Source organism: Halobellus clavatus (genome assembly GCF_900107195.1).
In the GTDB taxonomy this organism is placed as follows: domain Archaea; phylum Halobacteriota; class Halobacteria; order Halobacteriales; family Haloferacaceae; genus Haloquadratum; species Haloquadratum clavatum.
On the sequence record NZ_FNPB01000004.1, the window covers coordinates 31730 to 52902 of the forward strand.

Genomic DNA, 21173 nt, shown 5'->3' on the forward strand with positions numbered 1-21173 from the left:
GTGACTGAACGAGAACCGCGCGCCCCCGTTTTCAGTGTCGGGGGCTTCCCCCCGAGTGTATGATGCCTCCGACCGAAACGCCGCCGCAGGACGGAACAGACGGCCGCCCGCAGCGCCCCTCCGACGGCGACGACGTGGCGACGCCGACAGCAGAGACAGGCTCGCCGCCGACAGACGAAAGCGGCGCGAGTGCCGACGCGGAGAGCGCCGGCGGTCCCGCCGTCTCCCGCCGCGGGGCGCTCCGCGGACTCGGGACGGCCGCACTCGCCGGCGGCGCGCTCGGCGGCGCGGCCTCGAGCGCGTCGGCACAGTCCTCGGGCGACGAGGTGGACTCGTGGCTCGGTGACACCTCGAACTACGACGGGGTCGTCGATCAGACCGGACAGTCCTCGGTGACCGTTGGTGTCGGCGTCGAGGCGAACGGCGGTGCGTTCGGGTTCGGCCCCGCTGCCGTCCGGATTTCGCCGGATACGATCGTCACCTGGGAGTGGACGGGCGAGGGGAGCACTCACAACGTCGTCGATACCGAGGGCGCGTTCGAGTCGGAACTCACCGATACCGCCGGACACACGTTCGAGCGCACCTTCTCTGAGCCCGGAACGTACACGTACTCGTGTACGCCTCACGAAACGCTCGGGATGAAAGGCGCAGTCGTGGTCGCAAGCGGTAGCGACGGCGGGGGATCGGGCGGTGGCGACTCCGGGAGCGAGCAACTCGCCGCACCGTTCGGTGATCCCGGTGCGCGGAACCTCGGCGGGTACCTCCTCGCGGGCGTCTTCGGCCTCGCGCTGGCGTCGCCGGGGCTGTTCGGCGCGTTCCTCTGGCTCACCGGGACCGAGGACGCAGATACGGCGCGTCAGTCCTGACGGCCGTTCACCCGCCGCCGGCCTCTTCCTGGACGCTGTCCCACAGAACCGAGAGTTGCTCGGCCGCCGAGCGCGACGGGCCGGTCACCTCCAGATCGAGGTCGTCTCCGTCGGCGCTCACGACGACCTCGTCGAAGTCGATGGCGTAGGTGGCCGCGCGCTCCCGCTCTTGCTTCCGTAGCAGTCCGGCGTCCACCAGTCGCTCGAGCGCGCGGTAGGTGGTCCCCTCCGCGAGTCCGCAGTGCTCGGCGACCTCCGAGGCGGTTAGCGGGCGCTCCAGTGACTGCAGAATGCTTCGACACGGCTCGCTCGTGAGCGCGCCGAAGACCGTCTGACAGTCAGGCTCTATCGCGTCCGAGAGCGGATTTGCACACATCGTACCCTCCCCAATTCGGTCAGTCGGTCGATTCGACCGCCTGCTGTCGGATAATCGACGCTCGCGCTGATCCGTCGTGCGCCGAATATATTCGGCCGAGTGACTGGCAGTCGCTACGGCAAGCCAGCGCGACACCTACCTCGCGGACGCCCGTCGGGCCGTCGATCACGCCTCTCCCACGAGGACGAGCCTATACCAGGAGGACGAGTCCGTCCCCAACGGCGACGGCGGCGTAATTGAACATCTCCCCGCCGGCGCACTGTCGCCTCGGGAATATGTTCGCCCGGCTTGGGCCGGTCTGACAACGAGGTTCCGTATATACGTACTCCGGATTCCTCTCCCCGAGTGGGAGATGAAGAGGTATGTTCGACACCACCCGACGACGGACGCTCGAATGGCTGGGGATCGGCGGTGCGGCCTCGATTGCAGGGTGCGCTTCGCAGGCACCGACGGCTGAGGACACGGGGGCCTCGACGAGCACCGCGCAGTCGACGTCGACCCCGAAACCGACCGACACCGACCGCGTCGCGGCGGACCCGGCCGACGTTCCGGATCCGATTTCGCGCTCGGAGTCGACGCATCACGACATCACGCTGACGACCGAGGAGGTCGTCGCCGAGATCGAAGCGGGGGTGACGTTCTCGTATATGACCTTCGACGGGCAGGTCCCGGGGCCGATGATCCGAGTCCGACAGGGGGATACGGTCTCGCTAACGCTCGAGAACCCGCCCGAGAGCCAGATGGGTCACAACGTCGACTTCCACGCGGTGTACGGAACCGGCGGCGGCGCCGTCGCCACTACCGCCGCGCCGGGTGAGGCGAACGGGATGGAGTTCCAGGCCCGATACCCCGGTGCGTACATCTACCACTGCGCGGTCACGAACCTGGACTACCACATCTCCAGCGGGATGTTCGGGATGATCGTGGTCGAACTACCGGAGGGACTCCCGCCGGTGGACAAAGAGTTCTACCTCGGACAGCACGAGATCTACACGGACAAGGGCGTCGGCGAATCGGGTCACCACGGCTTCAGCTTCGAGAATATGGCCAACGAGCAGCCGACGTACGTCGTGTTCAACGGCGAGAAGTACCCGTTCACGCCCGATCGGTATGGCACCCTCTCGGTCGAGCAGGGCGAGCGCGTCCGGGTGTTCCTCGTCGACGGCGGCCCGAACTACTCGTCGAACTTCCACCCGATCGGGAACGTCTGGTCGAAGGGCTACCGCGACGGCTCCCTGGAGCCGCCGATCGAGAAGCACCTCCAGACCGCGAAGGTCCCGCCGGGAAGTTGCTTCGTCGGCGAGATGGAGACGCCGGTTCCCGAGCGCATCAAACTCGTCGACCACGCGCTCTCGCGGGTCGCGCGCCGCGGCCTCCTCGCAGAGATCGATGTCGCCGGGGAGGAGCGCCCCGAGATCTTCGATCCGAACCCCGATACGGCGGGCAGCGAGGACGAAGAAGGGTCGGCGTACTGAGCCACCGTGCCGTCGGTTCGGGTGACGCCCGGGCATCACCCCGTGGCGAGAGCGCTTCCGAACGGTATACCCACGTCGCGGCTGTCGGTCGGTATCGCCGCGAAGTCCTCGCTCACTCCGCTCACTCCGATCGCCGCCGATGCCCGACACAGGTCCCGCGTCCACTGTATGGGTGTACGAGTCACCCCGTAGACGTTCTCTCACGCAGCGGCTGCTATCCGCGAAGGGTAAAGGCCAAACGTCGCTCTCCCGTACAGGTACTTGATGAGCGAGTCAACCGACACGAACACGAAGCCGAAGATATCGGTCGCAGTCGTCGATGAGACACACGCGAACGAGATCCCGGACAACATCGACTCCGAACTCTATACGACGACGCGGCCGGAGTCGTCGCTTGTCGAGTTTTCGGCCGACCCCGACGGCGAACTGGCAGAGGCACTCAGGCGGAACGGCTACGACGCCTAACCGACTCTCTCGTCGATCGCTCGTCCCGTGAGGTATCCCGTGAAGGCCGCCGGACGAGCGCTGTAAAATAATCCGCTTCGTCTCGGTCGTCACGTTTCTTCGTCCCGGTCAGCGATCCGCCGAATCGCGAACGAGCACGCCTTCGCCGCGTGAATCATCTCTCGGTGTCCTCCCCGGGAGGACTCTCGTTCAGTCGGCGCGGCCCGCCGGCATCGGTCCGTGGTAGCCATCCGGGACGTACGCACACAGCGGGTCGCTCGAGAGTGGGTCTCCCGTGTGGGCGTACGCCCGCGAGCGGCTCCCCCCGCAGATGTGCTTGAACTCGCACGCACCGCACTTCCCGCGGAGTCGATCGGGGTCCCGAAGGGATTCGAAGAGGTCGCTCTCGCGATACCGTTCCGTCAGGCTCGCCTCGCGAACGTTGCCGGCGGATTCGGGGAGGAATCCGGAGGGGTACAGCTCTCCGGTGTGACTGACGAACGCGAAGCCGTCCCCCGCGGTGATGCCGAGGCGGCGACCGATCCCATCCGCGTCCGGCGCCTCGCTCGCGTCGCGCGTGCGCTGGACCGCGACGCGCCGATAGTGCGGCGCTTCGGTCGTCTTCACGCCGAACGGGGCACGCTCGCTCACCGCCGAGAGCCACGCCATCACCTCCTCGGCGCGCGCCGGCGACACCGGGTCCAGCACCCGCCCGCGACCGACCGGGACGAGGAAGAACACCGACCACAGGACGGCACCGAGGTCTGCGACCAGCTCGCGGATGTCCGGCAGTTCGTCCACTGTGGCCGCGCAGACGGTAGTGTTGATCTGGAGGGGGAGGTCCGCTTCGCGGGCCGCCTGCGCCGCCTCGACTGTCTGCTCGAAGCTCCCGGACTCCCCGCGGAACTCGTCGTGACTCTCCGCCGACGCACCGTCGAGACTCAGCGCGAGGCGTTCGATGCCGGCCGATTCGAGGTCGCCGACGACTGACGGCGTGAGCGAGGCGGTCCCGCTCGGGGTCAGTGTCATCCTGAGCCCCTGCTCGGTTCCGTACTCGACCAACTCGCGGAGGTCGGGTCGAGCGAGCGGGTCACCCCCCGAGAGGACGACCAACTGTCCCGGCCCGAAGGATCGCGCCTGGTCGAGGAGTCGCTTGCCCTCGTCAGTCGTCAGTTCGTCGGGGTGCCGCGCCGGCTGTGCGTCCGCCCGACAATGATCGCACGCGAGGTCACACGCCTGCGTCACCTCCCAGACCAGGACGAACGGCCGTCGACTCGTCTCGATCGAACTCGGATCGGGCGGTCCGCCCGACCCCGACGGCGGACCGTCCGGCGGGGAGGCGTCGTCCGGGCCGCCGCGTTCGGATCCTCGCCGGGAGTCGGTCGGTGGTGGTGTCGGAGCTGTCATCAGTGCCGATTGGCCCCCGCGGCCCCAGGACTCCACGCCGAACATATTCGAACCGGGCGACCGCTCCCGCGAGGCGAATATATTCGGCGTCGGGTTTCTGGTCCCGACCCGTATAGACCAAGGTATGAACCACGAGGCGTACCTCGCGCACTTCGATGTTCCGAGCGACCGCGCGGTCGACTTCCTCGACGCGCGGGACCTGCCGCCGCCGGAGCCGCTTCAAGAGACGATGACGCGGCTGGCGGACCTCGACGGCGAGACGGTGTTCGTCCAGCTCAACGACCGCGTGCCACAGTTCCTGTTCCCGAAACTCGACGAGCAGGGCGTCGCCTACGAAACCGTCGAGACCGACGACGGTGCCCTCACGGCGATCTGGGATCCGACCGACGACTGATCGGGGCTGTCTGTCGCCCCCGTCAGTACTCCTCGGGAGACCTTCTCGCCAGCACCAGCAGCGCCGTACTCGGAACCTCGGCGACCGGCGAGATATCCTGATCGCCGTCGAAGCGGACGACGTCGCCCGCTTCGAGAGCGTGCGGCTCGCCGTCGAGCGCCAGCCGGAGCGCGCCGTCGATGAGATAGAGGACGATTTCCCGTTCGGGGTGATCGTGCTCCGGGACGCGCTCGCCGGCGTCGAGAGCGAGTTTGACGGTCTTCGGTTCGTGCTCCGGGAAAACGTTCGCGTGGGGGGCCGCGTCGAGTCCGGGCAGGTGTTCGATGCGGGTCATCGGGACCCCTCGCTCTCGGACGGTTCCGCATCACCGTCGAGCGGCGGCTCGAAGGTCCCGTTCTGCAGTCCGCGTCGGACGGGGCCGTGCTCCGCGTCAGTCGGCGGCGGCGCGGTGACCAGCAAGGCTTCGAGTCGCTCTCCTTCGTCGGCGTGGATTCCGCGTCGCGTGGCGGCCTCGATTGCCACCACGTCGCCGGGGCCGACGGCGTGAGCCGTCCCGCCCTCCCGGACGGTGCCGTGCCCGGCCCGGACGTCGACGATGACGTCGCTGTCCGGCGCGTGTACCGGGATGAACTGCCCGGGGTCGAAGCACGCGAGGACGGCCTTCGCCGACTCGCTGCGGAACGCCTCGTTTGCGGCAAAGCGCGTCTCGATACTCGGTGGCCGCCTCGACGTCGATTTGTGGCATCAACCGAAGGGGGACGGCCGCGACCGATCGGTCTTTGCGCGAACATCTTCGGTCGCGGTGCCGTCCGTCGCGTCGGCCGTTCATCGGACGATCGGACCGCGGTCGATCACTCGACGACGGAGGACTGGTGCTCGCCGCGCGTCCGGTGATCGACGAACTGGTGCCGGGTGACGTCGCCGTGTTCGCCGGCCGAGGCGTCGTCGCTGCTCCAGCCGTAGACCTCGTCGGCCCCGTGACAGTCGTGCGCTGCGAACAGCGTCACGAGTTCCCGCGGGAGCGACTCGCCTGCGTCGAGGTCGACGACGACGAGTCGATCGGTGAAGCTCTTCGCGAGGAACGCGTCCTCGACCGCGTCGTGTCGACGCGCCCGCTCCACGAGCCGTTCCAGTTCCGCCTCGCGACCAGTCATTGTCGGAACGACGTGTCCGATCGACGTACGCCTGACTACGAACATATTCGCGACCACGCACAGGAGGATCCGGACCCGAGACGTTCGTATGAGTGCGATTCCTGCGGACGTCGACACCGACGCGCAGCCGCCGATGACGGTGCCGCTCCGTCACTTCGTCGTCGCGCTCGGCTTCCTGCTCGCGGGCGCGCTTGTCGGCGCACTCGACGCCGTCGGGGTCGTCCCCGGTCGGTCGACGCTCGTTCACGTCCATCTCCTGCTGGCGGGGTGGGTCTGTGTCACCATTCTGGGCGCGATGACACAGTTCGTGCCCGTCTGGTCCGGCACGACGTTGCACTCCCAGCGGCTCGCCGAACTCCAACTCTGGGGGGTCACGGTCGGCCTCTCGGGATTCGTCGTCTGTCTGTTGACCGGCGCGTACGCGTGGCTTCCGGGGTTCGGATTCGTCCTCCTCGCCGGATTCTGGCTCTTCGTCTACAACGTCGGGCGGACGCTGCTCGGCGTCCGCCCTTGGGACGTCACCGAGCGGCACTTCGCGCTCGCGCTGGGATTCCTGCTCCTCGTCACCCTCCTGGGACTGGCGCTCGCAGTGAGCTACGTCCGGCCCGTGTTCGCCGACTGGCCAGTCACGCGCGGCACCGTCCGGAGCGCACACGCGACACTCGCGGTATTCGGCGTCGTGCTGACGACGATCTTCGGCGCGCTCTACCAACTCGCGACGATGTTCACCCAGTCGGATCTCCGCGGCATCGACTCCCCGCTTCGGACCGTCGAGTCGGTCGGGTTCCCCCTCGGCGTCGTCTCGCTCGCGGCCGGTCGACTCGCGGGGAATCCGCTCGTCGGTCGCATCGGCGCGCTCCTCCTCACTGCGGGAACGGTGGCGATGGCCGTCGTGCTCGCGCGGCGACTCGCGACCCGGACGGTCGAGTGGACGCCGATGCTCCGCCGGTACGCTGTCGCGGCCGCAGCGATGCTCCTCTGGGCCGCGCTGGCAACACCGGCGTGGATCGCGGCGCCACTCGATCCCGCCCGGCTCTTCGGCCCGCCGACCGCGGCGCACCTCCTGCGCTTCGGCGCGGTCGGGTTCGTCGTCCTCGGCACGCTGTATCACGTCGTTCCGTTCATCATCTGGGTCCATCGCTACAGCGACCGCCTCGGGTTCGAATCGGTCCCGATGATCGACGACCTCTACGACGATCGGCTCGCCCGGGCGGACCTCGTCGCCCTGTCAGTCGGTATGGGACTGCTGGTGCTCGCGGAGACCGGCGTCCTCTCGAGTATCGGGCCGCAGGCGGCACCATCGGCGACACTGGTGGGCGGCGCCGTCAGCCTCCTCGGGTTTGCGCTCTTCGCGGCCAACCTGATCGGCGTGATCCAGCGCCACGGCTCCACGTCGGTTGCGACCCTCCTGTGTCCCCCACTCGGTCGGCTGGGGCCGTCGGCCGACGACGACGTACCCGACGACACCGAACGCGCCCGGAGTTGATCGAAGAGCGAAACGCTCACGCCGCAGGCCGGTGAGGGGGTCGGTATGACAGACGCGCCGTCGGACGATCCGACGTTCCACCGGGTCGCCGACGCGGCCGCTCTCGATCCGGGGAGCGCCACGGTCGTCTCGGTCCAGGGTGTCGAACTCGCGCTCTTCACCGTCGACGACGCGCATTACGCGATCGAGAACACCTGCCCACACCGCGGCGGCCCACTCGGATTGGGCGGCCTCGACGGGACGTGTGTCCGCTGCCCCTGGCACGGCTGGAGATCGACGTGACGACCGGCGAGCACGTCCGGAGCGACGCGGGGGTCGAGACCTACGACGTCGCTGTCGACGGCGACGGCGTGTACGTTCGGGTAGCGTAGCGAGGGGGGTTCGACGAGTCCGGTTCGCGTTTCTCTACGCTTTTGGTCACTGAGTCGAGTACGGGTGGTATGGCGGAGCGAATCAGGCTCGGGGCCGACGTCGGGGGGACCTTCACCGACGTAGTGCTGGCGGCGGGGACCGAACTGGTGACGGCGAAGGTTCCGAGCACCGAGGAGCAGAGCGTCGGGGTCGTCGCGGGCATCCACAAGGCGTGTGCGGCGGCCGGGATCGATCCGGCGGCGGTCGACGAATTCACGCACGCGATGACCGTCTCGGTCAACGCCCTCCTGGAACGAGCGGGCGCGAAGACTGCGCTCGTCACCACCGAGGGGTTCCGCGACGTACTCGAACTCGGTCGGCAGGACCGCCCCGACCTCTATGACCTCTCGGCGACCCGTCCCGAGCCCCTCGTGCCGCGTCGCCGCCGCTTCGAGGTCCCAGAGCGCGCGACGCCCGACGGGATCACAACGCCCGTCGACGAGGAAGCCGTCCGCGAGGTGGCCGCCCGGATCAGGGAATCGGACGCCGAGAGCGTCGCCGTCTCGTTCCTGCACGCGTACGCGGCACCTGAGAACGAGCGCCGGGCGGTCGAGGTGCTCGAAGCCGAACTCGACGTCCCAGTCTCGGCGTCGCACGAGGTGCTGGCGGAGTTCCGCGAGTACGAGCGCACCGCGACGACAGTCGTCGACGCGTACGTGACGCCGACGATCGATCGCTACCTGGGACGACTCGCAGAGCGGGCGGCCGAGACCGGCCTTCCCGAGCCGCTGGTGATGCAAGCCAACGGCGGCATCGCCGGGATCGAGACGGTTCGCGACCACGCTGTCACGACGACGATGTCCGGCCCCGCTGCGGGCGTCGTCGGCGCGAACGCCGCCGCCGGTTCGGTGGCGCGCGAGCGCGACCTCCGCGGCCTCGTCACCTTCGATATGGGTGGGACCTCCAGCGACGTGAGCCTGGTCCGCGACGGCGAGGCCGAGCGGACGACCGAGTCCGAGATCAACGGCCAGCCCATCCGCACGCCGATGGTGGACGTGACCACGGTCGGCGCGGGCGGCGGGTCGATCGCCTGGGTCGACGACGGCGGCGCGCTCCGGGTCGGCCCGCGGTCGGCCGGCGCGGATCCGGGGCCAGCCTGCTACGGCAAGGGGGGCACCGAGCCGACAGTGACCGACGCCGACCTGGTGCTGGGGTACATCGGCGAGAGCACCGACCTCGGCGGCGAACTCTCGCTCGACGCGGACGCCGCCCGCGAGGCACTCGCCGGGCTGGCCGCGGACGCCGATCTGGACGGCCCAGTCGCCGCGGCCCGCGGCGTCCACCGGATCGCCAACGCGACGATGGCGCGAGCGATTCGCGCCGCGACCGTCGAACGCGGGCACGACCCCCGCGAATTCGGCCTCGTCGCGTTCGGCGGCGCGGGGCCGATGCACGCGGCCGCCCTCGCAGCCGATCTCGATATCGACACCGTGATCGTCCCGCCGGCGTGCGGCGTCCTCTCGGCGTTCGGCCTGCTCGCAGCCGACGAGCAGCACGACGCCGTCCGGACCCACCGCGTCGCAATCGACGACGTCGATCCGGCCACCGTCGAGACGCACTACGACGCGCTCGAAGCCGATGTTCGCGAGGACGCCCGCGACCCCGACGCGGCCTCGATCCGCCGGTGGGCCGATCTCCGGTACGCCGGACAGAGTTTCGAACTCACGGTCGACGTGGCGGCGACGTTCGATCCTGCCCGGGTCCGAGAACGCTTCCACGAGGCACACGAAGCGACGTACGGGTATCGGATGGACGAGCCGGTCGCCCTCGTGAATCTCCGCGTCGCGGCGACGGCGACGCGGTCGGACCCCCGGACCGAACACGCGGCCGACGGCGAGCCACGGGTGGGCGAGCGCACCGCCCGGTTCGGAGACGGTGCGGGGCGTACGACGCCGGTGTACGACCGCTCGGGACTGGCCGTCGGATCGACGCTGGACGGATCAGCGGTGATCGAACAGGCCGAGAGTACCGTCGTCATCCCGCCTGCCTGGGAGGCGACCGTCCGCGACGACGGGTCGCTCGTCCTCACGGGGGTGACTGAATGACCCGGGACGGATCGCCCGACGGCGGCGATGCCGGGGAGCAGCCCGAGCGTACCGGCGAGTCGGGCGATGCCGGGGAGCAGCCCGAAGGTACCGGCGAGTCTGGCGATGCTGAAATCGACCCCGTCACGCTGGAGATCCTTCGGAACCGCTTAGAGGGGATCGCCGAGGAGATGGGCGAAGTCCTGATTCGCGGCGCGTACTCGCCGAACATCAAGGAGCGCCAGGACTGCTCGACCGCCCTGTTCGACGCCGAGGGGCGGATGCTCGCGCAGGCCGAACACATCCCGGTTCACTTGGGGGCGATGCCGGCAGCCGTCGAGGCAGTGCTCGCGAAGGAGCCCGAACCGGGGGACGTCTGGGCGCTGAACGACCCCTTCGAGGGCGGGACGCACCTGCCCGACGTCACGCTCGTCTCGCCGATCGCTCCAGCCGTCGACGGCCGTCCCGAGCGCGGCGGGGAGATCGTCGGCTACGCAGTCTCGCGAGCGCACCACGCCGACGTCGGCGGGTCGACGCCGGGGAGTATGCCGGCGGGCGCGCGAGAAATTTATCAGGAGGGGGTTCGGCTCCCGGGCGTCCGCCTCGTCCGCGACGGTGACGTCGTCGACGACGTCTTGGCGCTGCTCCTGGCGAACGTCAGGACGCCCGACGAGCGACGCGCCGATCTCCGCGCGCAACTCGCGGCCCACGACCGGGCCGTGGAGCGCCTCGCCGACCTGCTCGACCGCACCGGCGACGTGGTGTACGACGCCTTCGACGCCGTCGTCCGGTACTCACGGGATCGGATGGAATCCGAACTGGCGTCGATCCCCGACGGCGTCTACACCGCCCGCGACGTCCTCGAAGGCGACGGCATCACCGCCGACCGCGACGTGCCGATCGAGGTGACAGTCACCGTCGAGGGCGCGACACTCGACGTCGACTTCGCGGGGACTGCCGAGCAGGTCCCGGGCAATCTCAACGCCCCGCTGTCGGTCGCCACGAGCGCGGTCTACTTCGTCATCCGCTGTCTGACCGATCCGGAGATCCCCCCGAATCACGGCTGCTACGCCCCCGTCTCCGTCTCCGCCCCGGCGGGCTCGCTGTTGAATCCCACCTCCCCGGCGGCGGTGGTGGGCGGCAACGTCGAGACCAGCCAGCGAGTCACCGACGTCGTCTTCGCGGCCCTGGCCGAGGCGGTCCCAGAGCGCGCTCCTGCGCAAGGGCAGGGGACGATGAACAACCTCATCGTCGGCTCTCGCGAGGGCGAATTCACCTACTACGAGACCATCGGCGGCGGCGCAGGCGGCAGCCCCGCGGCCGACGGCATCGACGGCGCGCAGGTCGGGATGACGAACACGCTGAACACGCCGGTCGAGGTCGTAGAGGCCGAATACCCACTGACCGTCGAGCGATACGCGCTCCGACCAGACAGCGGCGGCGACGGCGAGCATCGTGGCGGCCTGGGCGTCGAACGTGCGTTGACCGTCGAGCGGGACGCGACGGTCTCGCTGCTCACCGAGCGACGTCGTCACCGACCGCAGGGCGTCGCCGGCGGCGGTCCGGGGGCCCTCGGTGAGAATCTCCTCGACGGCGAGCCGATCGCGGCGAAGACGACGGCCGAGATCGAGTCGGGGACGACGATCGCGATCCGGACGCCCGGCGGCGGCGGGCACGGCGACCCCGACGACCGCGACCCAGCGGTGCGCGAGGCCGACCGGCGAAACGGCAAGACAGAGGAGTGACCCGGGGAGCCGTGTTCGACGCTCACTACGGCTGATTCCACGGGGCCTCCTCGCGATCGAACAGTCGCTGCCGCTCGCTCACTGACTCGATCCGCTCGACGTCTTCCGCGTCGAGGTTACGTGAGAGGGCCGCCAGATTGTCCCGGAGGTGGTCCCGACTCGACGCCTTGACGACCGTCTTGACGTCGTACCGAGACAGCCAGGCCAGAATCACCTGCGCGGGACTCGTCTCGTGTTTCGCGGCGACCGCCTGAACGGGCGACAACGAGAGCGCTCTGCCCCGCGCCAGCGGTGACCAGGCGACGACGTCGATGTCGTGCCGCTCGGCGTACGGGAGGATCTCACTGCGCTCGCCCTCCGTGGGGGGCAGCATCGGGTGGAGTTGAATCTGATTCGCGACGATCGGCGCGTCCAGCACGTCGCGCGCGGTCTCCAGCGTGTCGACGGTGAAGTTGCTCACGCCGATGTGTTTCACCGCGCCCTCCTCTCGCAGTTGATCGAACGCTGGCAGCGTCGCTTCGGGGTCGTACTGGTCGATCGGCCAGTGGACGTACAGCAGATCGACGTACTCGGTGTCCAGTCTGTCGAGGCTGGCTCTCGTGGTTTCGAGCACGTCGTCGTGCGTCAGGTTCCGTGGGTGGACCTTCGTGGCGAGAACGATCTCGTCGCGGTCGACGGCGGACTGTCGGATCGCCTCCCCGACCAGGTCCTCGTTCCCATACATCTGTGCGGTGTCGATATGTCGATACCCCAACTCCAGCGCGGCCGTGACGGTCTGGATACACTCCTCGGGGTCGTCTTCCGCGTCCCCGAAGGTGATTCCGAGGTTCGAGGTGCCGAGCCCGATCTGGGGTAACTCCAGGCGCATACCAGTGCCAGTTATGTCACGAGATTAAACCTACTGGCAACACTCAACACGACGGTTCTCAAACCCGTGGCTATGACCTTCCAGGTCGAAACAGGCGATCGCTCCGACGTCGTCGACGTCACCGGACGCGTCGAGGAAACAGTCCCCACCGACGTGGACCGCGGCGTCTGCACCGTGTTCGTTCCGCACACCACGGCGGGGGTCGTCGTCAACGAAAACGAGTCTCGACTCCGCGCGGACATTGAACGGGGGCTAGAACGGCTCGCTCCGCGCGGCGACGACTACGCACACGACGCGATCGACGACAACGCCGACGCCCACCTCCGGGCGATGGTTCTCGGCGAGAGCGTCTCGATCCCGGTCACCGACGGTTCACTCGACCTGGGGACGTGGCAGTCGGTCCTCTTCGTCGAGTGCGATGGCCCCCGGACGCGATCGGTGGAGGTGGCCGTGGTGCAGTACTGAGTCGGGACTGAGCCGGTTGCGGGCTCCGGAACCCAGATCCGGCCTGAACGGCGTGGGCGTCTCCTCCGAACTCACCGAACGATACCGGCGCTGTCCCGATTCGGTCGGATCGGGGCTCGAGAGCCGATCCGACAGTCAGACGAACAGCCGTCACCCGGGATCGTCGGCCCGTCTCCGTCTGCGATGACCATCGTCCCGAACGTTCGAAGGAGTCTGTGGCCCGCAGATCGGCGGGGAACTTCGGCGATCTCGTCGGACTGTCTCACACGTGTTGTTCCCGACTCCCCAGAGGCGCGGGATCTCGACACGGTTGCTCTGCTGTTACTTCCGTTTGGTCCGACCGCCTGAAGACGACGGGTAGGTCGTGAGGGCGATGCTCAATACAGAACCGAACGACTGACCGCCGCTCCTCCCGTTGAAGGCTGAATACCGACCCGACCCTTCGCTGAATCCCGATAATCCGGACGGGCTCTCACAGTCGAAGTACACAAGACCGTACGGTTCGTATCATCGGGATGAGATAGATGCGTCGCTCGTTTCAGGCGATTGGACTGTCGCTCATCGTCCTCGGTGCGATGCTTACCATCGTGCCGACGGGGAGCTACAGCTCCATTGCGGGCGACCGGCCGGTCGATGTCGCCGTCGCGGGAGACAGCGAGGCGTTCGTCGCCATCATCGACACGAACAACGAGGTGACCCAGCCGGGGAACCCAGTCACGGTCGCCGAGCTCGAGAACAACCTCAACTCCTCGATGACCGTCGAGTACGAAGCGAGCGTGGACACGGACGCGCTGGCGGTCCGGAACCCCGACCAGACCCGCACGGTCAGACAAGGCGGACGCGCGCCGCTAGAGGTCACCTGTTCGCCGCCGAACGGCGGGTCGGGGACGGCGACGCTGACCGTTGAGGTCGTCGAGGCGGCGGGGCAGTCGGCGACGATCAGGGACGCGAGCCTCGAAGTCCCCGTCGAGTACGACTGTCCGGGCCGGACCGCAGGGAACCGACCGCCGGAGCCGGGGCAGCCGCCGGGCGACGCGGTCGCGTACGTCGACGACGATCACGACTACGCCTACGACGAGGGCGAGCGGATCGTCCCGCGCGGGGAGATCCCACGCTTCCAGAACGGCAGCGCACACCTCGTGATCGCGGCCGGCGGGGAGACTCTCGACTACAACCGGCAGGTGCAGATCAAGGCGAAGTCGGTCACCGTCGGCGACGCGACGCTGACGACCAACAAGCAACTCAAGATTGAAGCGGAGGGCGACGCCATTTCGTTCCGCGATTCGACCGTCGACACGAAGAACGGCCAGATCCAGCTGAAGGCCTCCGAGATCACGACGAGCGGGACGACCATCACGACCAACAAGCAAATCAAGCTCACCGCGGAATCCAAAGCGCTCACGGTGTACGACACGACGATCGACTCGAAGAACGGGCAGATCCAGCTCAAGGGCTACCCGGTCGACGCGACCGATGCGACGATCACGACCAACAAGCAGATCAAAGTGGAATCGGAGTCCGGACGGCTCACCCTCGCCGACGCCACCGTCGACTCCAAGAACGGCCAGATCCAGCTGAAAGGCCCCAGCGTCGACGCGACCGACGCGACGATCACGACCAACAAGCAGATCAAACTCACCGCGGAGTCCAGAGCGCTTACCCTCACGGACGCGACCGTGGAGAGCGAGAACGGGCAGATCCAGCTCAAGGGCTACCCGGTCGACGCGACCGATGCGACGATCACGACCAACAAGCAGATCAAAGTGGAATCGGAGTCCGGACGGCTCACCCTCGCCGACGCCACCGTCGACTCCAAGAACGGCCAGATCCAGCTGAAAGGCCCCAGCGTCGGCGCCAACGGGGCGTCGATCACGACCAACAAACAGATCAAGCTCACCGCGGAGTCTGGCGAGCTCGCGCTGACGGGCGCGACCGTCGAGAGTGAGAACGGCCAGATCCAGCTCAAGTCGAACGCGCAGTTGCGCGCGAGCAGTGCCGTGATCGAGACGAACAAGCAGATCAAGCTCACCTCGTCGGGCGATATGACGCTCGACGGCGCCGAGATCTCCTCGACGAACGGGGAGGCGACGCTCACGCTGAATCAGGCGTCGGCAACGCTGTCGGTCGATGGGGCGGTCCTCCAGGACCGGGACGCGACGGTGGTGTACAGTCCGGGCGGTGTGAGCGTGACCGGAACGCCTGCACAGGGAAGCGTTCAAGCCGGGTGAGCGATCGGCCGCGGTCGCTCGAGTCGGTGGCGGTGGAGTGCTGGAAAGGCGACCGATTCACGGCGGCCGTTCGAGGTTCCCGAAGCGGTACTTGCGGTTCACGTAGGCGTGATAGCCCGCCGAGACCGCGAACATCGCGACCAGCACGGTCGGGTACGCCAGCAGCGGCACCCCGTCGGTCGGCAGGAGGTCGGTCCACAGCGCCGCGAGCACCACGAGAGAGAAGGCCGACAGCCCGAGGTAGTACATCCCCCACGAGATGGAGTTCTCCGGGACGATGTCGAGGTAGATGTCGAGCCGCTCGACCCGGTCTTCGAGTTCGACCTCGCCGTCCTCGAAGTCGACGACGCCCGCGCGGTCGAGCCGGGGGAGGTGCGTCTGCTGGAGGGACGTGTAGGTCGTCTTCCGCTCGGCGGAGGTGATCTCTGCGACCTCCTTGTCGTGTTCCCACGCGGCGACCTGCTCGGCGAGCTCCGCGAGCGGCACGGGACTGTCGGCCCCCTTCAGGTAGTGGATGGCGTACCGGCGGCGGTGATTACTCATCAGGTCGAAGACCTCGTCCTTGTCGAGGGCGTCGTCGGCGGAGGCGTCCGCGTCGGCGTCCACATCGGCCTGCAACTCGGTCGTGGCGCGCTGACTCATTAATTACCCAACAGATTTGCCGGGGCTTACAAATAAGCTTGGTCTGCAACCTCCGAGAGCGTCCTGCAGAGGCCCCTACTCGTCGGTAACGGTCACGCTGAGCGTGACGGCGTAGTCGTCGGCCGAGACGCCTCCGTCGTCGGGCGGGAGCGCCGCCAGAGAACTGTCGCCGTAGTCCGGAATCAGGTCGACGAGCACCCCGAACGGGACGGACTCGCCCGGGGAGAGCACCCCGTCGGCGACGCTCGCATCGTCGCTCTCCGCGAGGATGTCGTCGCCGGACGTGCCGGTGGATTCGAGCGGTCGTGTCCCGGCCGTGATCGACAGCGCCGATTCGATGTCGTCCATCGTCCCGGAACTGAGGACGTCGCTTTCGACCGCGAAGTCGAAGTAGATCCCGGTGAGATCCAGCGTGCCTGCGTTCACGATCTTTACGATGTCGACGAAGCGCGTGATCGCGCGTTCGTTGAGACCGGTGTCGCCGCCGGGGGTGACCTTCGTGACGAGGCCCTCGTCGTTCGTTTCGACGTGTACCGGTGGATCGTTGACCGCCCGGAGTTCGATGAGTTCCGGATAGACGACGGTAAACGAGGAGTTAGTACTGGTCGAGGTCGCCGTGAACGCCGCGGTGGAACTGACGATGCCGCCGCTGATGACAGCACTTCCGAGGCCGGCGATGAGTTGGCGGCGTGTGAGCATAGTAAGGTACGCAAACCTCCCCCCCTTATCTGATCAGATTGAGTAGGTGACGAGGTGTGGAAGAGTCCCGTGTAGCGCGTTAGTTTATCTCGTTCGCAACGGCGGTGACTTCACTAACGAGTGGTTCGTGCTTCGCAGTTTCATCGTCTGAGCTGAAGCCACCAGCACCGTAGAATGGATCATCTTCAATATCTCCGTAAAGGTTAGTCAGAGCGGGGAGATTCGCATTAACGTTCAGATCAACGAGCCGGTCTCCCCCTCCCGGAACCCCCATAAATCCAGCGGGGTCTTCTCCATCGTTGGATGTGGGAGAGATATCCGAGTTATCGTCATCGGCCTCCTCAAAGACAAATGCATTATTTGCGACTGCTTTGTCAATGGAGGTATAATCTTTCCCGTTCATATAATTATTCGTGACTGCTGAACCGTACCCAGTGAACGTAAATCCGATATCGTAGTCCTGTGAGTCGTTGTTTACGACTTCGATAGCGTCGTAGAACCTCGGTGTTTGACCCGCGGCGACGGCGACCTCGATTGTCACCATACCCTGCCCGTTCGGCTCAGTTACGACCGCTAACGGAAGGTCGTCAAGGGCGAGCTTATCGAACACTATACTCCCATCAGTGAGGTACTCTGGGCTGCTAGACCCAGGATTGACAACGACTTCTCCGTCATTGGTATTTTCATTGCCAGGGTTGATGTCGATATTCGCATCGCCGCCCTGAGTGACGATCGAGAGCGACGAGTCGCTGCTTGATGAGGCTGCGCTAAACGCACCCGTCCCGAGTGCCGTACCAGTTGCGACCGCCAGCGTTCCGAATGCCGTGATGACTTGTCTGCGTTTCATTGGTATGGAATTAATTATTAGTTTGTGTTGTATGCGTTTCTATTGGCCTTCAGCGACAATTGTAACGTTGTTCTGATTGGGTATACTACTGTTGTTAATAGCATTATCACGAGTATCCACGATTACACCAACCGGTACTAAACTGTCAGCCACACTCAGAGAAACAGAGTTACCCGAGTTTGGGTCGTTCGAGATTGTGCCATCACTATTTAGGGTGATATCGGATATTGAAGAAGAACCTTCGAGTATTGCAAGCGTAACGACGGAATTGACCGAACCACCCGAATTAGGGGCTACGCCAAGCTGAATAGTTGGATCTGTACCTGTACCGACGCCAGATGTACTAGGACCGTTGGTACTAAATGCTATATCAATAGTTTCTCCTTCAGGAGAGTTATTTATAATATTAAATAGACTTCCGATTGTGGTGATCGCATCCTCGTTGAATCCGTTGCTACTCGATCCTAAACTGATATCAAGCGTGCCTGAAGTGGGATTGTTAATATAGCTCTGCCCTTGGCTTGTCGCGTTGAGTCCGAGGAACGAACTCGCGTCACCCGTAGTGTTCACGCTCACAGAGCGCTCTGCGCTCACAGTACTGAACGCGCCCGTACTCACGAGTGCGCCGCCGCCGCCGACCAATGCGCCCAATCCGACCAGTATGTTTCGTCTGCTGAGTGCCATAGTTGTGTGCTCCTGGCGCAGGGGGACCGCGCCTTACCTATCCCTTTGGACTACACCCACTTTGTATTCCGCCGCTTGAAACAGTTTCAAGCAGAGCGAGCGAATCGAAAGGCGGGCTTGTAGCGGGCCAAACCCTTCTTAATCGGTGATTTATCCGGATTTTCCGGGCGAATCTGGCGAAGACGCACCTGTGTTCTGTGACTACTCCAACGAGGCCGCGGTCGAACTCTCGCCGCCGGCGCTGTCGTCTGCGGAGGACGCCGTTCGAGAGGTCTGAGCATAGTTGCCATCCGCATCGAGGGCCCTGACGCTCAGGGTGTACGGATGCCCCGACTGGACGTCATATGCGGGGTCGTCAGGGTCGATCATAAGTGAGTCAACGCGGTGTGCCCCGCCGGTAGCGGTGTCTGTCCGAGTCGCTCGCACTGTGCCGTCGCTGTCCGCGATCTCGTATTCGACTTCGCGCAGGTCATCGTCAGCGTCGTTGTCGCGGATCCGAAGTCCACCCACGGACCAGCTGTTCTGCTCGGGGGTCGAGACGAACTGGGCTAGGGAGGTAATCCGGACCGCGCGCCTTACCGCGGTCGTTTTCCGCTGGGCCTCGAATGTGAACTCGGGGCTCCTAACTGCAATCGTGAACGGGAGTTTCTCGCGGCCGTTGACTGCGGATCGAATCTCGACGGACTCCGACGCCCCGAGCGGAAGCGAAAACGTGACCGATGACCCCGTATCCCTTCCGGGCCCGAACAGCGTTCCATCGGCGGGATCATCGAGTGAGATCGTCGCTGTCGCGCTTGACAGCGTGTTGTTTTCGACGGTGACCAGAAGGTCCCGCGGATTCTGTCCGACCGGACTGGAGACCTCGATCCCGACGACGGCGTTCGACTGATCCGCAGCGACATCGAGGTTCACGTCTCTCGGCTGAGACTCGGATTCGGACAGACCACTGCCGAGGGCGATTTTGACGACCCCGAACGCACAGGCCGCGCTCACGAGTCCGAGGAGATACGCGCGACGGCTCGCGTGGTCCTCCGATCGCGCAGATGAAGTTCCAGATTGATCCCGTGTCATATGTTTCCGGACCTGACGGGCCTCTTCTGCTGCACGCTACTATACGGAGCGCACTGAAAACCACTGCGACGATGAGAACGGTACAGAAGAACAGGAAAAGATGCCGGACGGGAAGTGCTGCGCCACAGTCCGACCAGTTGCCTGTCGAGAGCCGGCGGACTTCGTCACCGTGAAGAGATAGCTTCAAGTCCAACGGGTCGTTACCTCCGACAATTGCGTGCGGTATGTTAGCGAGTCATAGCACGTCGACGGAGAGCATATCCGCGTCGGCTTGGAGCACCACGCGGGCTGCGGCCTCGTAGCCCCCACTGAGATGGCAAACGTCCTGATCGCAGAAGACATCGGTATGCAAGCGACCCTCATCGAGCGATATCTCCGCGGCGTCCACGACGTCGTCGACGTCGTCGCGACCGCCGAGGATGCCGTCGACAGGGTTCGCGAGACCGATCCGGACGTCGTCGTGATGGACCTGAATCTTCGAGAAGGGACCGGTATCGAGGCGACCGAAGCGATCAAGCGCCTCGATCGGGGCGTGGGCGTGGTCGTCAGCACTGTCGCCGCGGACGCGGAGGTGCGCGAGCGCGCGCTTGACGCCGGCGCCGACGCGTATCTGGTCAAGCCCTACGAACAGGGCGACCTCCTGGAGGCCGTCAAGTCGGCCGCGGCGTAGCGTCGCCGGAGACCGAACTGGTCAAGCGTTATACCGATCGACTTCCTATCGTCGCGCGTGAAGGTCTCCGACATCCTGGAGTACGGGTTTCTCCTCCTACTGCTCGCAGCAGTCGGTGCGATGCTGTTCGGTCAGGCCGCTGGCCAGCCCGTACTCCTCGGATACGTCGAGACCGGCAGTATGGCCCCGACTATGAACCCCGGCGACGGCTTTGTCGCCGTTCCGATGGCGGTTGCCGGTCCCGTCGAGACGGGAGACGTGGTCACGTTCAACGCGGAGGAACTCCAGGGTGGCGGATTGACGACCCACCGGGTCGTCGACCGGACTGAGGCGGGATACATCACCCAGGGGGACGCAAACCCCTTTACCGATCAGGCAGGGGCCGAACCGCCCGTCGAATCGGAGCAGGTCGTCGCGAAGGCGCTCCAAGTTAACGGCCAAGTGGTCGTGATCCGAAACCTCGGGGCTGCCGTCGTGACGGTCCAAGACCTCGCGACGACGGCGATAGCGGCGACCGGGATCGGGGCCCTCTTCGGCGGGGAGGCGTCTCCGCAGTCGCTCATCTGGTTCGGCGGCGCGATCATCGTGGGGGGATTCATTATCGACGCCGTGGCCAGCGACCGTTCGACCGGGTCCCGCAACCGGAAGCGCGGAAACTACATCAAGACGTCGACGTTCCTGTTTGTACTCGTGATGATCATCCTCGCGCCTGCGACGGCCAGTATGGTGCTCACCTCGGGGAGCACCTCCTTCGATATCGTCAGTTCTGAAGCCCCGAACGACAGCCCCCTCGTCATCGGTGTCGGAGGGGAGAGTACCATCGAGTACACCATCACCAACACGGGATACATCCCCGTCCTGACCGTCCTCGAGCCCCGAAGCGAAGGGGTATCGATATCGAAATCCGCGTTCGTCGTTCCGAGGCGATCCGAGGAGACTGTAGCGTTGCTGGTTCAGGCCCCGGATTCATCGGGCTCGTACACGCGGAGTATTTCGCAGTGGCGATATCTCCCCATCCTTCCCCGTTCGGTCATCCTCTCGCTACACGCCATTCATCCCTTCCTCGCCGTCGCCGGGATCGACTTCGTGCTACTCGTCGGCACACTCGCGAGTGGACTCCTTGCGGTCGGGATCGGACCGATCCGGATGCGTTCGGAGAAGCGGGACGTCACGTTCCTCCAGCAACTCAAGCGACGGTTTTTCTGAGGGCGAGCGAG

General features: G+C 66.0%; 23 protein-coding genes. 12 read left to right on the top strand and 11 right to left on the bottom strand.

What is annotated here, in order from left to right:
* The first annotated feature begins 59 nt into the window (after positions 1-59).
* Positions 60-866, top strand: a complete 807-nt coding sequence (locus BLU74_RS07305) for a halocyanin domain-containing protein (protein WP_089766623.1) — start codon at positions 60-62, stop codon at positions 864-866.
* Positions 867-873: 7 nt separating this feature from the next.
* On the opposite strand, the gene BLU74_RS07310 is transcribed toward BLU74_RS07305, so the two are convergent.
* Positions 874-1242 carry a winged helix-turn-helix domain-containing protein gene (locus tag BLU74_RS07310; protein ID WP_089766624.1) on the bottom strand — a complete coding sequence of 123 codons (369 nt, stop codon included), beginning with the start codon at positions 1240-1242 and terminating at the stop codon, positions 874-876.
* A gap of 362 nt (positions 1243-1604) precedes the next feature.
* On the opposite strand from BLU74_RS07310, the gene nirK reads away from it, so the two are divergent.
* Positions 1605-2717, top strand: coding sequence for a copper-containing nitrite reductase (gene nirK / locus BLU74_RS07315; RefSeq protein ID WP_089766625.1), 1113 nt, complete (start codon positions 1605-1607; stop codon positions 2715-2717).
* Positions 2718-2981: 264 nt separating this feature from the next.
* A complete protein-coding gene (locus BLU74_RS07320) occupies positions 2982-3182 on the top strand; it encodes a hypothetical protein (protein ID WP_089766626.1) in 201 nt (66 codons plus the stop codon).
* A gap of 189 nt (positions 3183-3371) precedes the next feature.
* Here BLU74_RS07320 and BLU74_RS07325 read toward each other — a convergent pair whose 3' ends face one another.
* Positions 3372-4568 carry a TIGR04053 family radical SAM/SPASM domain-containing protein gene (locus BLU74_RS07325; RefSeq protein ID WP_089766827.1) on the bottom strand — a complete coding sequence of 399 codons (1197 nt, stop codon included), beginning with the start codon at positions 4566-4568 and terminating at the stop codon, positions 3372-3374.
* A gap of 124 nt (positions 4569-4692) precedes the next feature.
* Between BLU74_RS07325 and BLU74_RS07330 the strand changes: the two genes are divergently transcribed.
* Positions 4693-4962: a DUF2249 domain-containing protein gene (locus BLU74_RS07330; protein WP_089766627.1), complete on the top strand. Its 270-nt coding sequence runs from the start codon at positions 4693-4695 to the stop codon at positions 4960-4962.
* A 22-nt stretch (positions 4963-4984) separates the two neighbouring features.
* On the opposite strand, the gene BLU74_RS07335 is transcribed toward BLU74_RS07330, so the two are convergent.
* The 3 genes from BLU74_RS07335 to BLU74_RS07345 all read right to left on the bottom strand — a co-directional run bounded on the left by BLU74_RS07335 (position 4985) and on the right by BLU74_RS07345 (position 6116).
* Positions 4985-5296 (bottom strand): cupin domain-containing protein, encoded by a 312-nt coding sequence (locus tag BLU74_RS07335; RefSeq protein ID WP_089766628.1) that lies wholly within the window; start codon positions 5294-5296, stop codon positions 4985-4987.
* Entirely contained in the window at positions 5293-5673 is a 381-nt protein-coding gene (locus tag BLU74_RS07340) for a cupin domain-containing protein (protein ID WP_342702054.1), read from the bottom strand. Before BLU74_RS07340 ends, BLU74_RS07335 begins: the two co-directional genes overlap by 4 nt.
* 140 nt (positions 5674-5813) lie before the next feature.
* Positions 5814-6116 (bottom strand): hypothetical protein, encoded by a 303-nt coding sequence (locus tag BLU74_RS07345; RefSeq protein ID WP_089766629.1) that lies wholly within the window; start codon positions 6114-6116, stop codon positions 5814-5816.
* 88 nt (positions 6117-6204) lie between these two features.
* Between BLU74_RS07345 and BLU74_RS07350 the strand changes: the two genes are divergently transcribed.
* The 4 genes from BLU74_RS07350 to BLU74_RS07365 all read left to right on the top strand — a co-directional run bounded on the left by BLU74_RS07350 (position 6205) and on the right by BLU74_RS07365 (position 11782).
* Positions 6205-7602 carry a heme-copper oxidase family protein gene (locus BLU74_RS07350; protein WP_089766630.1) on the top strand — a complete coding sequence of 466 codons (1398 nt, stop codon included), beginning with the start codon at positions 6205-6207 and terminating at the stop codon, positions 7600-7602.
* A gap of 45 nt (positions 7603-7647) precedes the next feature.
* Entirely contained in the window at positions 7648-7884 is a 237-nt protein-coding gene (locus tag BLU74_RS07355) for a Rieske (2Fe-2S) protein (protein ID WP_217635344.1), read from the top strand.
* Positions 7885-8042: 158 nt separating this feature from the next.
* Positions 8043-10058, top strand: coding sequence for a hydantoinase/oxoprolinase family protein (locus BLU74_RS07360; protein WP_089766631.1), 2016 nt, complete (start codon positions 8043-8045; stop codon positions 10056-10058).
* Positions 10055-11782 carry a hydantoinase B/oxoprolinase family protein gene (locus BLU74_RS07365; RefSeq protein WP_089766632.1) on the top strand — a complete coding sequence of 576 codons (1728 nt, stop codon included), beginning with the start codon at positions 10055-10057 and terminating at the stop codon, positions 11780-11782. The genes BLU74_RS07360 and BLU74_RS07365 overlap by 4 nt, the downstream gene beginning before the upstream one ends.
* Before the next feature lie 25 nt (positions 11783-11807).
* On the opposite strand, the gene BLU74_RS07370 is transcribed toward BLU74_RS07365, so the two are convergent.
* The gene (locus BLU74_RS07370; RefSeq protein ID WP_089766633.1) at positions 11808-12650 is read right to left on the bottom strand and encodes an aldo/keto reductase; all 843 of its coding nucleotides are present in this window, start codon (positions 12648-12650) and stop codon (positions 11808-11810) included.
* A 72-nt stretch (positions 12651-12722) separates the two neighbouring features.
* Here BLU74_RS07370 and BLU74_RS07375 point away from each other — a divergent pair, with 72 nt between their 5' ends.
* On the top strand, positions 12723-13115 hold the full coding sequence (locus BLU74_RS07375) for a secondary thiamine-phosphate synthase enzyme YjbQ (protein ID WP_089766634.1): 393 nt from the start codon (positions 12723-12725) through the stop codon (positions 13113-13115).
* Between the two features lie 524 nt (positions 13116-13639).
* Positions 13640-15343: a hypothetical protein gene (locus tag BLU74_RS07385; RefSeq protein ID WP_089766636.1), complete on the top strand. Its 1704-nt coding sequence runs from the start codon at positions 13640-13642 to the stop codon at positions 15341-15343.
* A gap of 57 nt (positions 15344-15400) precedes the next feature.
* On the opposite strand, the gene BLU74_RS07390 is transcribed toward BLU74_RS07385, so the two are convergent.
* The 5 genes from BLU74_RS07390 to BLU74_RS07405 form a co-directional block, all read right to left on the bottom strand.
* A complete protein-coding gene (locus BLU74_RS07390) occupies positions 15401-15985 on the bottom strand; it encodes a DUF7344 domain-containing protein (protein ID WP_245705755.1) in 585 nt (194 codons plus the stop codon).
* A gap of 75 nt (positions 15986-16060) precedes the next feature.
* Positions 16061-16684 (bottom strand): hypothetical protein, encoded by a 624-nt coding sequence (locus tag BLU74_RS07395; RefSeq protein WP_089766637.1) that lies wholly within the window; start codon positions 16682-16684, stop codon positions 16061-16063.
* A gap of 79 nt (positions 16685-16763) precedes the next feature.
* On the bottom strand, positions 16764-17531 hold the full coding sequence (locus BLU74_RS07400) for a hypothetical protein (protein ID WP_245705756.1): 768 nt from the start codon (positions 17529-17531) through the stop codon (positions 16764-16766).
* Positions 17532-17570: 39 nt separating this feature from the next.
* Complete coding sequence (locus tag BLU74_RS18420; RefSeq protein ID WP_139175671.1) at positions 17571-18215, bottom strand: hypothetical protein; 645 nt, start codon at positions 18213-18215, stop codon at positions 17571-17573.
* 201 nt (positions 18216-18416) lie between these two features.
* Complete coding sequence (locus BLU74_RS07405; RefSeq protein WP_089766638.1) at positions 18417-19286, bottom strand: hypothetical protein; 870 nt, start codon at positions 19284-19286, stop codon at positions 18417-18419.
* Positions 19287-19599: 313 nt separating this feature from the next.
* On the opposite strand from BLU74_RS07405, the gene BLU74_RS07410 reads away from it, so the two are divergent.
* Positions 19600-19956: a response regulator gene (locus BLU74_RS07410; RefSeq protein ID WP_089766639.1), complete on the top strand. Its 357-nt coding sequence runs from the start codon at positions 19600-19602 to the stop codon at positions 19954-19956.
* 57 nt (positions 19957-20013) lie between these two features.
* Entirely contained in the window at positions 20014-21162 is a 1149-nt protein-coding gene (locus BLU74_RS07415) for a signal peptidase I (protein ID WP_089766640.1), read from the top strand.
* Positions 21163-21173 lie beyond the last annotated feature (11 nt).